Origin of the sequence: Mucilaginibacter sp. (assembly GCF_025362475.1) — a bacterium.
Lineage (GTDB): Bacteria > Bacteroidota > Bacteroidia > Sphingobacteriales > Sphingobacteriaceae > Mucilaginibacter.
The window spans coordinates 13036-27152 of sequence record NZ_JANYGH010000054.1 but is presented as its reverse complement, the minus strand read 5'-3'; the positions used below and the strand labels follow the sequence as shown (position 1 = coordinate 27152).

The 14117-nt window shown below is 41.4% G+C and carries 12 protein-coding genes; 3 read left to right on the top strand and 9 right to left on the bottom strand.

The features are described from left to right. Positions 1-43 precede the first annotated feature (43 nt). Both Q0R88_RS17360 and Q0R88_RS17355 read right to left on the bottom strand, forming a co-directional pair. The gene (locus Q0R88_RS17360; protein ID WP_295718482.1) at positions 44-856 is read right to left on the bottom strand and encodes a DUF1080 domain-containing protein; all 813 of its coding nucleotides are present in this window, start codon (positions 854-856) and stop codon (positions 44-46) included. Between the two features lie 359 nt (positions 857-1215). Then, entirely contained in the window at positions 1216-2052 is an 837-nt protein-coding gene (locus tag Q0R88_RS17355) for a helix-turn-helix domain-containing protein (RefSeq protein ID WP_295718479.1), read from the bottom strand. 94 nt (positions 2053-2146) lie between these two features. Between Q0R88_RS17355 and map the strand changes: the two genes are divergently transcribed. Further along, the gene (gene map, locus Q0R88_RS17350) at positions 2147-2911 is read left to right on the top strand and encodes a type I methionyl aminopeptidase (protein ID WP_295718478.1); all 765 of its coding nucleotides are present in this window, start codon (positions 2147-2149) and stop codon (positions 2909-2911) included. A gap of 363 nt (positions 2912-3274) precedes the next feature. Beyond that, a complete protein-coding gene (locus Q0R88_RS17345; RefSeq protein ID WP_295718475.1) occupies positions 3275-5716 on the top strand; it encodes a TonB-dependent receptor in 2442 nt (813 codons plus the stop codon). Between the two features lie 207 nt (positions 5717-5923). On the opposite strand, the gene Q0R88_RS17340 is transcribed toward Q0R88_RS17345, so the two are convergent. From Q0R88_RS17340 to Q0R88_RS17315, 6 genes are all read right to left on the bottom strand, one after another. Further along, positions 5924-6952, bottom strand: a complete 1029-nt coding sequence (locus tag Q0R88_RS17340; protein WP_295718473.1) for a ferredoxin--NADP reductase — start codon at positions 6950-6952, stop codon at positions 5924-5926. Between the two features lie 64 nt (positions 6953-7016). Further along, complete coding sequence (locus Q0R88_RS17335; RefSeq protein WP_295718471.1) at positions 7017-7628, bottom strand: superoxide dismutase; 612 nt, start codon at positions 7626-7628, stop codon at positions 7017-7019. A gap of 171 nt (positions 7629-7799) precedes the next feature. Then, on the bottom strand, positions 7800-8270 hold the full coding sequence (locus Q0R88_RS17330) for a nucleoside deaminase (protein WP_295718468.1): 471 nt from the start codon (positions 8268-8270) through the stop codon (positions 7800-7802). Further along, positions 8271-8606 (bottom strand): tRNA-binding protein, encoded by a 336-nt coding sequence (locus Q0R88_RS17325; protein ID WP_295718464.1) that lies wholly within the window; start codon positions 8604-8606, stop codon positions 8271-8273. Between the two features lie 173 nt (positions 8607-8779). Then, positions 8780-9778, bottom strand: coding sequence for a polysaccharide deacetylase (locus Q0R88_RS17320; RefSeq protein ID WP_295718463.1), 999 nt, complete (start codon positions 9776-9778; stop codon positions 8780-8782). Then, complete coding sequence (locus tag Q0R88_RS17315) at positions 9759-10298, bottom strand: hypothetical protein (protein WP_295718460.1); 540 nt, start codon at positions 10296-10298, stop codon at positions 9759-9761. The genes Q0R88_RS17320 and Q0R88_RS17315 overlap by 20 nt, the downstream gene beginning before the upstream one ends. Positions 10299-10367: 69 nt before the next feature. Here Q0R88_RS17315 and Q0R88_RS17310 point away from each other — a divergent pair, with 69 nt between their 5' ends. Further along, positions 10368-11099: a pyridoxine 5'-phosphate synthase gene (locus Q0R88_RS17310; protein WP_295718457.1), complete on the top strand. Its 732-nt coding sequence runs from the start codon at positions 10368-10370 to the stop codon at positions 11097-11099. Here the strand turns inward: Q0R88_RS17310 and Q0R88_RS17305 are convergent. Next, the gene (locus Q0R88_RS17305) at positions 11082-14054 is read right to left on the bottom strand and encodes a gliding motility-associated C-terminal domain-containing protein (protein ID WP_295718455.1); all 2973 of its coding nucleotides are present in this window, start codon (positions 14052-14054) and stop codon (positions 11082-11084) included. The genes Q0R88_RS17310 and Q0R88_RS17305 overlap by 18 nt on opposite strands. Positions 14055-14117: the final 63 nt, after the last annotated feature.

Below are 14117 nucleotides of genomic sequence, written 5' to 3'. Positions count from 1 at the left end.
CAAATCTCCAATGCTTCGGGCTTACAGTATTTTTGTTTACTATTTAATTGTCAACATCCGGCAGCTGTTTGATCTCTATGTTCCTGAAATCGACAGGCTGTCCCTCACTTTGTAAGGCGATAAAACCACTGCTTAGTAATTTTCCGTCCTGTTTGTACTTCGGATCGTAACCATGTGCTACCCCGCCGCCTATGGTAGGTCTGGAATATTGCAGTACGGTATCGCCGTTGATGATATGCGTAATTAATTTGTTGCCCTGAACAATCAGCTCCCCCTTTACCCACTGTTCGCCATCATAGGTCTTTGAAGTAGAGTTGATACAATGATCGGGCGAGACGCTGCCTTTGTAAACAACATCGGTGCCGGGTGAGCACATATTACCCGTTGGTCTTGGTTTCCCGTCACCGAGGCCGCCTAATAACTGCATTTCTATTGATATTGGCCAATCCTGGTCCTTTAGCATTGTCCTTGGATCCTGCGAATGAAACATCATACCGCTGTTAAGGAGCGTGTAGTCTGGTGCGCCTTTTTGCTGTTTACCAACAAAGCGATATTCAAAACGCAAGTGATAATGAGAAAATGGCGTTTTGTAATATAAGTGGCCAAACTGATCGTTGAAATCGCCGTACTGGTCATAGCTGATCCTGATCATGCCATCTTCTACCCGAAACGTATTTCCATAATTTTCGCCAACGAGGTGATGATTGATCTTAACAAACCAATCGTTAATGTCTTTGCCATTAAACAGCTTCTTCCAGCCTTTGTCGGCATCGTTGGTGCCAGCCAGCTTTTTTACACCGGTACAACCCAATATAAGGAAGCAGGAAAACATAAAAAGATAGTGCGTTTTTTTCATAGGTGATAAGTGTTGTGCTCTTCTTATTATATATAAATTGAATTCTTTGTTCAGGTCTTAACCATTCGCCCGGCTATCAATTTCTCAGTTCAATATCCTTAAACAAATGGTTTACTAATTATAAAGGGTCGGTGATTCCACTATACGGGAGATCTCCAATTTATTAAAAGATTTTTTTGCAAAACATAATCCGAAGTCCGTCATAAATACTGGTTTTTCCGTACCTATTATAACTTTAACGTACAATTGCCTGGGAAAGCTAAATAATTTCATCGAATATGTTTCGAAATTTTTTTCATTTATTTCGATAATCAATATACTATAATTAATACCCGTTACACGCAAATTCTAACAGCATATTAAGCACGATTGTTGTTTTGAAAGAAAGCTTTGGGAGACTGCCCTGAAAAACTCCTAAAGTCTTTGATCAGGTGGTTATCATCATAATAACCATGTTCTAAAGCTGTTTGCAGCAGCACTTTGGGAGATAATGAATCTAAACTGCGATAAGTATTCAAAAAGCGCCTGAGCAATAAATAGTCTTTCGGGGATACACCGATGTGCTTTTTGAAGTTTCTTTCCAACCATTTGTAGTTTATGCGCACACCACATGATTTTGCGAGCTCCCTTACGGTGAGGCTCCGTCCCTGTTCAATATGATTAATTACATCTCCTAATACATTTGGAAACGCAGTTGCGCATATCCTTTGGGATAAAAAGTTAGTTGCTGCTTCAACTTTATGCTCAATAGAGGCATTGCTGTAAAAGTTGTTGTTGAAAACGCCGAAATCATCGGTTACAATTTCCGCGAGATCAAAAACTGGCTTATGCTTAAAAACATTCCCACGAATATTGAACAGCTTAAAAAAAGTAATGGGATTAAAGCGAATAACAAAAAGTTCTTCGGTACTGATGGAGGATTCGCAATAGATGTTTTTTAGAAGACCGCCACAAACCCATGCATTGCCAATATTTATAATATCGCCGTTTAAATTGATTAACATCTTACCTGCACGGTGTTGCATCAACGTAATTACAGGATAACCATCATTGAAAAAGAGTTGTCTTCCGTTCAAATCCTGAGTTTTAAATACATAAAACCCTTCAACAAAATCTCTTAAGCTTTCCGGTGGGCTTATCCTGGTAATAAGCGCGTTATTAGGAGTGTAGATATGTCTAAAAAAATTGATAGGCATAATGCGAATATACCAATTTGTTGATTAGAGAACAGATGTCTAATTTATACTGTCAGCGATAGCTCAAGGTTGATACTTTTGAAGCAAAATAGATATGACGATAAATAACGAAAAAGATCTTCAGGGAATGCTGGCCGTTAGCGAAGCAGTCGCCGCGACTTTAAAGAAAATGCGGGCATATACCCAACCTGGAATGAGTACAAAACAATTAGATAATTATGGAGGGCAGGTATTGAGTACTTTTGGTGCGCGGTCCGCTCCGCATCTTACGTACAATTTCCCTGGATTTACCTGCATTAGCTTAAATAATGAGGTATGTCACGGAATACCCTCAAATGATAGGATCATACAGGATGGTGATGTTATAAACATTGATGTTTCTGCCGAACTTGACGGCTATTGGTCAGATAATGGCGGTTCTTTTATCGTGGGACAGGACATCCATGAAAAAAAGCACCTGGTAGATACTTCGCGGGAGATCCTTAAAAAGGCAATCAATAGCATTAAGGGCGGTGTGAAAATCAATGAAATTGGCGGACTGATTGAAAAAGAAGTCAGGAATGCCGGTTACAAAGTGATAAAAAACTTAGGTGGACATGGTATTGGAAGGGGGCTCCATGAACAACCGGACAGTATTTTGAATTACAAAGACAAGCTTGATCAAAGACGGTTCAGAAAAAACAGTGTTGTGGCGATTGAAACTTTCATCAACACAGCCTCAACCTGGACTGTAGAGTTAGGTGACGGATTTACGCTTGTGGGCGACAAAGGCGGGTTTGCAGTACAACATGAGCATACCATTGTTGTAACAGATGGTTTGCCGATTATCCTGACCGAAGCCAATGGAATTTGGGATTAAAAGGTGATGACTTTTTTGGGACAAATTTGTTTTTTTTAACAGACATATCCTTATAAATTCTCCATACAGAAGGATTTATCAAGGATACCAATTAATATATTTGATTGTAAAAAATCTTTAATTGAAATCATTTCAGCAGAATGTACAGACCCGTCCATTTTGCTGCAAAACAAAGCCTATTGAAAAGTAGTTTTTTTTGCGTTTTAGCCTTTTTGGGGACCAGTCCGAAAATTTGAGAAGTTAGCTATTTATGCCCCCAACCTTTTACTAAATAACTATATCACAAGTAAATAATACAATTGCATTTGGATTAATTCTAAATAGATACTATCATTGCATCAATTTGTAATTAGTCTAAATAAAATGCTCTCGAATTTACTTTTCTACAAAAAACTACTTTCCAAAATCCTATTTGTCAATTGTCTGATTTTCTTTTCTGCATTGCCTGGCTTTTCACAAGTCATCACATCAAAAATAGAAGGCCGAATAACAAATGAGAATGGGAATAGCATTGCAGGAGCCTCCATTCAAATAAATTACCATGCACAAAAAACAGTCACTGATAATAACGGATATTTTACTTTCAACCAGATCCCGACGGGAACCTACTTTGTTAAAATAACTATGCAAGGCTTTCAGGCGCAGGAAAATATTGTCAGTATCCAAAATGGGAAAAACGGAACTGTCAATTTTAGACTTAAGGTTTCAACGAATCAATTAAATGAAGTTGTAATCAAAGGCTATAAAGCCATTAAAGGTATGGGATACCTTAATGATGTTCATGATGGAGTAATTTATTCCGGTAAAAAAACGGAAGTAATATTATTGGATAGCCTGAATGCCAATACTGCTCAAAATAATCCAAGACAGGTATTAGGTCGTATACCAGGTGCTAATTACTCTGAAACAGAAGGCAGTGGCTTCCCCTCTAATGGAATCGGGTTCAGAGGACTAAACCCAACCCAGTCTGTTGAAACCAATATTCGTCAGAACGGCTATAACGTGGCTGCTGATATTTTTGGATATCCGGAAACCTATTACCTGCCACCTTTGGAGGCCATAGAAAGAATAGAAGTGACCCGAGGTGCGGCGTCCTTACAATTTGGCCCCCAATTTGGAGGTGTCATTAATTATATCACCAAAAAAGGCCCAGCTGATAAACCTCTTGAAATTAATATTCAGCAAACCGGGGGCAGTTTCAACCTTTTCAATTCATTTATATCCGCTGGCGGAACATTGGGTAAATGGAATTATTATAGCTTTATTCAATATAAAGCTATACAGGGCTGGAGGCCAAACTCGGATATTCAGCAGGTATCGGGTTTTGCAGGATTGAATTACCAGGCCAATGACAAGTTGAAATTAGGCCTGGAATACTCCGTGCTACGGAACCGTATTCATATGGCCGGAGGATTTGATGATGAACAGTTTAATTTAAACAGCAGGGCTTCATACCGGGCCAGGAACTGGCTCAATAGCCCATGGAACATTCTGACCGGAAAGGTAGATTACCAATTTTCACCGTCTACTAAACTTTCCGTAAAATCAGCCTACCAGTTCAGCTCAAGAAACCTGGTATGGAAAAATGAGGATGGTGGGCCAGGTACACCTGACAGCATCAGCACGGTAACTCTGCAACCGGTTAACCGGGAAGTACAGCGGGAAATATTCCATGCGAATACCACAGAAGCGCGTTTTACATCTGGTTATACTATAGGAACTATAAAAAACACATTGGCCGCTGGTATCAGGCTATTTTATGGTAAAATGAAAAGAGAAGGCGGAGGGCTGGGCACAACAGGGTCGGACTTTGACCTTACTCTTTTAGATCCTCGTTATGGATATAACCTGAATTTTACAACCACAAATATATCCCCTTTTGTAGAGAATATTTTTCGTTTGGGTAGCCGCTTATCGGTTACGCCCGGTTTTCGTTATGAATACCTGAAGTCTACCACAGATGGTTATATAGAAAATGATGTGGAGCAAACAACTCACGCTACAAGAAACCGCAACTTTGCTTTATTTGGTGTTGGCGCCCAATTTATCACTACCTCGACAACCAATGTTTATGCCAATATTTCCCAGGCCTACCGCCCGGTTACTTATGATCAGCTTACCCCCTTCGGGTCAGCTACTAAAATTGACCCGAATTTAAAAGACGCTAATGGCTATAATGCCGACCTGGGATGGCGGGGATCTGTTAAAAACTTTTTTAATTTTGATGTCAGCGGCTTTTACCTGCGTTATAATAACCGTATTGGGGTAACTGAAAAATTTGATGCCAGCGGTACTTCCTATCTTTTCCGTGCTAATATTGCCAATAGTGTGCACAAAGGTGCTGAAACTTATATAGAATTTAATATCATCAAAGCCTTATTTCCGGGCAGTACCATAGGCGAATTTAGTTTTTTCAATTCCTTTTCTTATGTTGATGCAAAGTACGTTTCAGGTGATTTCAAAGGCAAATCAGTGGAATATGCGCCGAAAACCATCAATAGATTTGGGGCAACTTATACCTATAAAGTATTTTCAACTACCTTCCTGATCAGTAATACTGGAAAATCTTATGGCGATGCGACAAATACAGTAAGCAGCGATGATCCGGCGGTTGGGCTGATCCCGGCTTACCAGGTGATGGATTGGTCTTCAGCGCTGCATATTGGAAAATACAATTTTAAATTTGGAGTTAATAACCTGGCCGATAAAAGATACTTTACCGTCCGTACCAATGAATATCCGGGACCGGGGATCATCCCTGCCATAGGACGAAGTTTCTATTTTGGAATCGGAACCAGATTTTAAATAATTAGAATATAAAATTGTGTGAAAGCGAACTTGAATATTTCGGGATCACTGACCGCCACTTCTATCTTTTTGCGTCTAAAATTCCATCTAAGTGATCTGATAGATTCCCATTTACCCCCGCATCAATAATTAAGGAGTTGCATTAATTTGCAACTTCTTTTTGTTCCCTACCGTCAAAAAGAGGACACAGCCAATTATGATCACTTACTCACCAAATACAATCACCACATCATCACTCACGGGATGCCCGGTACAGGTGAGGATCCAGCCATCGGCAATATCGGCATCCGTAAGCACATCGTTTTTGATCATTTCTACTTTACCGCTGAAACATTTGGCAGTGCAGGTGGAGCACACGCCGTTGCGGCAACTATAGGGCAACGGCACATTGTTTTGCAGGGCGGCCTGTAAAATGGATTGGTTTTCGCCCACTGCCAGGTCATGCAGTTCATTCCTGAATTTGATCCTGATATTACGCGGCGAAAAGTTAATAGCAGTACGGGTTACAGCTACGGTTTCCAATACAAAATTCTCCTTTCTAATCCGCCCTGGTTCAATCCCCATATACACCAACGCGAATCTGATCATGCGCATATAAGGAAATGGTCCGCACAAATAAAACTCAGCCTTATCTAATCCAACGGGGACAATCTGGCGGGTGAGTTCCTCGACCCTATCAGCATTGAGTCGGTTAGCCTCGCTGCTTAGCAGGTGGGTGATTTTAAACCTTTCGGGATGTTGTGTTACCAGGAGTTCAAGCTCAGTCTTAAATAAAATAGAGTTTGCATCCTGGTTGCTGTAGATGAGTGTAAGCCTGCTGTTGCCCGGGCGGTTCAAAACATATTTAATCTGCGAAAGTATAGGGGTGATGCCGCTGCCTCCAGCAAATAGTAAAATGTCTTTATCCTGTTCATAACGGTTAATGGTAAATCTGCCGGCCGGTGCTAAAGCATTCAGAGTATCGCCCACCTTCATTTTAGTGAGCATAAAGCGTGAGATCTCGCCGTTTGTGATCCGTTTAATGGTGACGGATAATCTTGGCTCATCGGGCGATGAACTGAGCGAATATGACCTGCGGATCTCCTCGTTCCGGTGATTAAATATCAGGGTAACAAATTGCCCCGCCTTGTATTTAACAGGCTCTCCCGATATATTATCCAGGTAAAATGTAGCCGTATCCGGCGTTTCCCATTTTATTTGTTCAATCCTTAACTTAAGTATATCCTCGGTCATGTGCTATAAAAAAGCGGCAGAATGATTTAAATCCTGCCGCTTCAAATTTATGAGCTTAATTGAATTAAGCGATTGCTTTTGTATAAAGTTCAGCAACGTGAGCCCAGTTGATCACGCTCCAGATGCCCGCCAGGTAATCCGGACGGCGATTTTGATATTTCAGGTAATAAGCGTGCTCCCAAACATCAATACCTAAAATAGGCGTACCTTTTACTTCGGCAATATCCATTAATGGATTGTCCTGGTTAGGGGTTGAACAAATAGCCAGTTTTTTATCTGCAGTAACAATTAACCATGCCCAGCCAGAACCGAAACGGGTTGCACCAGCTTCGTTAACTTTTGTTTTAAGATCGGCAATTGAACCGAAAGTGCTTTTTATAGCATCGGCCAATGCGCCAGTAGGTTCGCCGCCACCGTTTGGAGAAAGCAAAGTCCAGAACATGGTGTGGTTAAAGTGACCACCGCCGTTGTTACGTACCGCAGGCGCAAATTTAGAGATATTTTTGATGATATCCTCGATGCTGCTGTCAGCTTCAGGCTTACCCTCAAGGGCTTTATTTAAGTTAGTAACATAAGCCTGGTGATGTTTACCATGGTGAATTTCCATGGTCAGTTTATCAATGTGCGGTTCCAATGCATCAGTAGCGTAGGATAACGCCGGTAGTGTAAATGCCATAATTACAATTTTAAAGTTTAATGATTGTGATGTAACAAATATAAGAGTAGAATTTGCTTTTTGTTCTAATTTAATGTCAAGTTTTAAGTCCATAGACGATAGACCATTGCCCATAGCCAGAATCAAAACATAATTACCATGGACGATGGTCTATCGTCCATGGACTTCCCACTACTTCCGCTTATTCCTAAAAAAGTTCTTCACCAGCTCAGAACATTCGTTTTCGCGGATGCCACCGGTAATAACTGTTTTGGGGTGGGTGATCTTTTGATTCAGTCTGCCGAAACCCAGCTTAGCGTCATAGGCTCCAAAAACTATCCGGCTCACCTGGAACCAATAGGATGCACCGGCGCACATTACACAGGGCTCCATAGTTACATATAATGTACAACCCGGCAGGTATTTACCGCCCATAGAATTGGCAGCGGCGGTAAGGGCCTGCATTTCGGCATGGGCCGATACATCGCTCAGGCGCTCGGTAAGGTTATGCCCCCGGCCAATGATCTTGCCGCCATAAGTTACTATGGCACCAATAGGGATCTCATCTTCTTTCAGGGCGTAGCGGGCTTCTTTTAAAGCTTCGCCCATAAAAAACTCATCGGGAGAAACAGCAGGTTCCTCCTCAAAATTTATATATCTCATTTAAATCAGTTTGCTGCCATTCGGCACGGGTTTATCAACTGCGGCCAAAACTATATCGCCATTTTCATCAGCAAAGCCAGTCACCAAAAACTCTGACATGAACTTGCCGATCTGCTTTTTAGGAAAATTGATCACGCCAACTATCTGCCTCCCCTGCAATTCCTCCTTAGTATAATGCCTGGTGATTTGCGCACTTGACCATTTGATACCAAATTCGCCAAAATCAACCCTTACTTTGAAAGCCGGCTTGCGGGCCTCAGGAAAATCAGCGACTTCCAGGATGGTGCCCACCCGTAATTCTACTTGCTCAAAATCATGCCAGGTAATGGTTTCCATAATGGCAAAGGTAAAGTAGAATCAAGAGACAAGAATCAAGAATTAAGATTTTTTGTTGCGTTCGCAACAGGCGAAACACCTCAAATACACAGCTACTTAAAGATCAATCAATTAAGAATTGTCATAAAATACAAAACGCAACAAAAACGCAACACTTTCCATTCCCCGAAGGCTTATTGCCCCTGAAACTCCTCGTCTACACTCTCCCGAAGATCGTACAGCAGCCATTGTTTATTAGCGATGGCGCGTGTTTTTGATTGCAGCAGCTTTATAAAATCATTAACACCGGTAGGTTCATTACCATTGCCATGTATCAGTACAATGCTGCCGGCTTGCGGCTGTTGCCCTTTGGCCAGCCAGGCATCCGTGCCTACAGGGATCAATCCAAAGTCGGTTATCTTATATACCAGTTGCTGGTCTGACACCAAACCCGGGAACCTGAAAAACACAGAGGGTTGCAAGCCATTTTTAAGCATGGCTTTCTCCGTTTCTAACACTTCGTAACTGATATCGGTACCCGGTTCCAACAGGAAATTTTCCTTAAGCGGCGCTTTCATGCTCACGCGATGGTTAAAAGAATGATTTATCCAGGTGATATAGATCTCGTGCTTTTGCTGCATTTGCTTTAGCCATTCCAGATCTTGCGGGTGCTGGCGCATCCAGATGCCGGTAACGGATAAGGCAACAGGCACCGGGCGCTCCACTTTTTTAAATTCATTAAATATATCTGTAAAGATGCGTTTATCTAAAGGGCGGTGCGAGGGGCAAAGATCGGCCGTTAAGCTGATACCGGTTTCCTTGGGTACACCGCTCTCAATACCGGCATCCTGGATAGCTACCGATTGTTTTTCGGCTTTGCGAAGTGCTTTTTGATAGGGCGTATTTTTAAAATATTCGCGGGCTTCGCTCATACCCATCGGCTTAACCTTGTAAAAGCCAGGTTCGTCAATTTTGGTTTCCAGCGTTTGCGGGTTTACAAGCAGGAGGTAGCTTTTTCCTTCGTTCTCAAACTGGCGCAATATCATCCAGTCTTGCGGAAAATGGTGGGCCCATCCATAAAACACTTTGTAGTTTTCTATTTTACGGTAATTGGCCTGGGCAACTACGTGTTGTTGCAGGCCGCCCAAAATTAAAAGTACGAAAGTAAGAAATTTAAGCTTTTTGTAGTTCATGTTTGTTTGCATTCCAGTTTTTGCCGGTTAGTACAGCACTTATAACCAGCAAGATTAGGAAAATGATTAAAATAATAAATATAATATGGCTGAACGGCTCCGACGGCGGTGTTTGATTTACTTGTTTCGGGGTATGCCCTAAAGCCGACAGTGGCGGATATATCGTGGAGCCTCCGGATGCCGATGAAATAATTCTATCAATGCTAAGGGCAAATTGATATACCATTAGTAAGATCAGCACATTTACAAATACTCCTGCAACCAGTATTATGTTTACCGCTCTTGTTTTAAAGCGACCGGCTATCGCCCGGATCAAATAAAACAAAACTACCAACACAAAAAAGGGAGGGAACGTAAGTATCCACCATGAAAACTTATTTACAAAGTAGGTATCATGCAGGTTGATATCGAGGGCTGCATTGCCAAACAACGTACTGCTAAACAATAATGACAATGCTGTTGTAAGGATGAAGATGCCTAACAATATGATCAGCTCTGTGATTACAGGTTTCCATTTCATGATTTAAATATAAACTTATCTCCTAATAATAGGTTTATTTATAAGTAAATGATGTATTAACTTTGCCTCATGACCCGTTTATCTGTCAACATCAATAAAATAGCTACGCTGCGTAATTCGCGCGGAGGTGATAATCCTAACCTGGTACAGGTTGCCAAAGATTGTGAACGTTTTGGAGCGCAAGGTATCACCGTGCACCCACGCCCCGATGAGCGCCATATTCGTTACCAGGATGTTTTTGATCTGAAGCAAATTGTTACCACCGAGTTTAACATTGAGGGCAATTGCCAGGAACAAAAATTTATCGACCTGGTACTGGCCAACAAACCTGAGCAGGTCACTTTGGTGCCCGATGTTTTGGGTCAGATCACATCCAATCATGGCTGGGATACTATTACCAACTATCATTATTTAAAAGATATGATAGCCGTTTTTAAAGAAGCCGGTATCCGCGTTTCTATTTTTGTTGATCCCATTGCCGAAATGGTTGAAGGGGCTGCCAAAACAGGTACCGACCGCATTGAATTATATACCGAAGCCTATGCCACCCATTACCACCAGGGCAAAGAACTGGCTGTAGCGCCGTATATCCAGGCTGCTAAAATAGCTCATGATGCAGGCCTGGGCATCAATGCCGGGCATGATCTTGACTTGCATAACCTTAAATATTTTGCTCAAAACGTTCCTGGTTTGGATGAGGTCAGCATTGGCCATGCCCTTATTTGCGACGCCTTATATTACGGACTGGAAAACACCATCCAAATGTATTTGCGGCAGCTGGCTTTACCTGATAATGGTTAAACTACCCGATAACAGATTACAGTTTTTATTGAGGTTGATGATATAAAAGTAGGAGCCATAGGGTAGTGGCTTGCCATTATAACTACCGTTAAAAGGCTGCGTATACCCTTTTGACTCAAATAGTTTTTGCCCGTTGCGGTTAAAAATCTGAACAACCGCCTGCGGGTAATTTTCAATACCGTCAATCTTCCAGTAATCGTTATGGCCATCGCCATTAGGGGTAAAGGTGTTGGCAATATTGATGGCAGAAAGACTTAAAACAGCCTCGACAGGTGTACGGAGGCTTTCGCAGCTGCCAGTCGCTTGTGTAATATAATAGGTAGTATTTCCTGTCACGCTTACTTTAAATGTTCCATTAGTTTGCTCGGCAATGGACTGGGGGCTGTCGGCCGTTGCATATAAACGATATATATTGCCTCCAACCGGGTTATTTACCGATATCAGCGCATCGCCCGGAGTACATAACTGTATGTTGCCCGCTACAGGAGGCTGTACAATATTAGTTTGGGCGTTTATGGTGAAGCTGGCGGTAACCGGGCTGCATCCGGTTACATCATTTACAATTAATTTATAATCGCCGGCGCCCACACTTGTTAACGATGGCGTTGAGGCCACCGGTACATCCTGTTTATACCAGGCGTAAGTATAAGGCGGATTGCCACCGCTTACTTGTACGTTTTGAATACTGCCTGTTTTTAAGCCACATTCATCCGGTGTTTTCTGCACCGTATTCGAAACTACCTGTAGTTGCGCAAATTCATTGATGGTAAAGCTTTTATATAAACGTTCACAATCATTCTGATCGGTTAAGTAAAGAGAATATGTGCCTGGCGGCCGGTCGGTTAGCTTATTACCTGTCCAAAGGGGTTGCTCCTGGCTATCTCTCCATAGCAGGGATTTAACCAATGCATCCGTAGTTATAGAAACAGATCCATTACTTTGGCCATAACAAGCGTCTGCTTTAACAAAGGGATAATCGGGGTAATGTGTTGGCGAGTTTTCATTGATCTGGTAGGGGCCTGTAGTGGTACTGCAACCAAAATCGTTTGAAGCGGTAAGAGAATATGAGCCCGCGGGCACATCTTCCAAGTCAGCTTTTTTTCCTTTTATTTGATTATTGGCATCCCTCCACTCAAACTTTGTGGCTTCTGGTGCAGTAATACCCTTAATTGACCCGGTTGCCTTATTGCAACCCGCATTTATTTTTTTGAGGTTTGTATAATTAAACACGATCTCTGTTGATTCAAGCGTTATTGGCTTCGAAAATGCTGAGCCGCAACCTGTGCCTTTCACTTCTAACGTGTAGGTGCCTGCAGGTACATCCGTTAAATCCAGCTTTGTACCAACTTCAATATTATCATTGTTTTTCCAACTAAAGGTGTACGTATCCGTGTTCGGCCCTAAATTATAAAGCTTGATGTTTTTTATGTAACCATTGGTAGAATTACAGTTTGCCGACCTCCTTACTATTTCACCATCATCGATATTTAAAAAGAGAGACGATATGGTAAAATTTGACGTGCTTTTACCAAACGTTGCCGATGCTATTACAGTTCCGGTTATAAGACCATTATAACTCCAATTGCCTTTAGCATCTACAGTTACCGATGCAAAATATGTTTCGGGCAAACAAGTGCCGCATTTATCGCTATAAAACAATTCAACAAGCGAATTTGGCGTAGCTGTACCCGCCACCGATGTATTAGATATTTTAGTAAGCTTAACCTCGGGGTAGGTAAAAAAGCCGGAACTGCCGAAATGCATAGGCTGTTGATACGGAGCACATGAAAAGCTATTTTTGTTCACTGTAGCATAAACGTAATCAAATATCCAAACAGGTATACAGTTAGTAACGTAGTTGGCATCCGCCTGGCTGCTACTACCTATAATTATTTGGCCTGCATCTCCATTTAAAAATATTCCTCCTGTTTTAAAACTTTTTTGGCGGGCTCTATCAGTGCCAATATAATTTCTCATAATGGTTACATCACGACCAATATTGCTTATATAAATTGCCATACCAAACACGCTTTGAGCAGTTATTACATTATCCTCAATGTATATTGTGTTTTTACTATTTGGCGTGATGGATTCAATATTTATACCTGTCGATTCGACGAATGACTGGCTAACAAAATAATCAACTCCAACTTTATTATTGTTTACAATTATGGTAGCCGGAGCAGAAATATAATAGTCTTCCGGGCTTGTAGAATCGTAAACGTTTCCCTGATAAATAAACAGCCCTTGCGTAAATACGTTACCTTCGGCTGCGGTGCCGCCAATTATAACTTGCCCAATTACAAAAAAAAGGGCACACTGGTCTGTCTTATTTACCGACAATGTTTGACCGTCAGGGGCGATGCCAAAGAAATTTGCTTTGATTGTAAGGTTTTCGAAAAATTTTATACCCGGGCTGTCGGATTTATTTACTATCAATGGATTATAAAATCCAAAGAATACATTTCCCTTGCCTGCCGCTCCAATTTTTATATTTTTATCGCTTGCAAGTTCAATTCCGTTCCATGATTTTATTGTTAGGGCACCCGTTACATCTGTGAGATTGTTCACATACATTCCGTAAACTTCCACATCGGTTTGATTAACAATTTTTAAACCTGATATATCCTGATCCAAAGGCAATTTATAAGCAAGGCATACTTTAGCATCGCTAACACCAAATTTATTGCCCGGTTGTGTACTACCGTCTAAAACTAAATTCGAGGATATATCCGGCAACTGGGTAAGCAAGTTTATCGTCCTTCCTCCCACACTCAAATCCGGTATATTAAAATTGATAAAATCTTTCTCCGTACTACCATTCGCCGCTGCTAAAGTCAAAGCTTCCCGCAAAGTTCCAGGCCCGCTATCAGCATTGCTGGTAACTACAAATACCGCGGCAATACAGGTATTTGTTATAAATATTAAAAACAGGATAAGGATTAAGCGATGCATATGGTAGTCAAGGTACTAAAATACAATAATTGCCTGTAAACGTTTTGTCAATATCATATTACG

What these genes read in the sequence shown, in the direction of transcription:
- Q0R88_RS17305 (WP_295718455.1), bottom strand. Translation starts at nt 14,054, where the DNA reads ATGCATCGCTTAATCCTTATCCTGTTTTTAATATTTATAACAAATACC.
- Q0R88_RS17310 (WP_295718457.1), top strand. Translation starts at nt 10,368, where the DNA reads ATGACCCGTTTATCTGTCAACATCAATAAAATAGCTACGCTGCGTAAT.
- map (WP_295718478.1), top strand. Translation starts at nt 2,147, where the DNA reads ATGACGATAAATAACGAAAAAGATCTTCAGGGAATGCTGGCCGTTAGC.
- Q0R88_RS17325 (WP_295718464.1), bottom strand. Translation starts at nt 8,606, where the DNA reads ATGGAAACCATTACCTGGCATGATTTTGAGCAAGTAGAATTACGGGTG.
- Q0R88_RS17335 (WP_295718471.1), bottom strand. Translation starts at nt 7,628, where the DNA reads ATGGCATTTACACTACCGGCGTTATCCTACGCTACTGATGCATTGGAA.
- Q0R88_RS17360 (WP_295718482.1), bottom strand. Translation starts at nt 856, where the DNA reads ATGAAAAAAACGCACTATCTTTTTATGTTTTCCTGCTTCCTTATATTG.
- Q0R88_RS17315 (WP_295718460.1), bottom strand. Translation starts at nt 10,298, where the DNA reads ATGAAATGGAAACCTGTAATCACAGAGCTGATCATATTGTTAGGCATC.
- Q0R88_RS17355 (WP_295718479.1), bottom strand. Translation starts at nt 2,052, where the DNA reads ATGCCTATCAATTTTTTTAGACATATCTACACTCCTAATAACGCGCTT.
- Q0R88_RS17345 (WP_295718475.1), top strand. Translation starts at nt 3,275, where the DNA reads ATGCTCTCGAATTTACTTTTCTACAAAAAACTACTTTCCAAAATCCTA.
- Q0R88_RS17330 (WP_295718468.1), bottom strand. Translation starts at nt 8,270, where the DNA reads ATGAGATATATAAATTTTGAGGAGGAACCTGCTGTTTCTCCCGATGAG.
- Q0R88_RS17320 (WP_295718463.1), bottom strand. Translation starts at nt 9,778, where the DNA reads ATGAACTACAAAAAGCTTAAATTTCTTACTTTCGTACTTTTAATTTTG.
- Q0R88_RS17340 (WP_295718473.1), bottom strand. Translation starts at nt 6,952, where the DNA reads ATGACCGAGGATATACTTAAGTTAAGGATTGAACAAATAAAATGGGAA.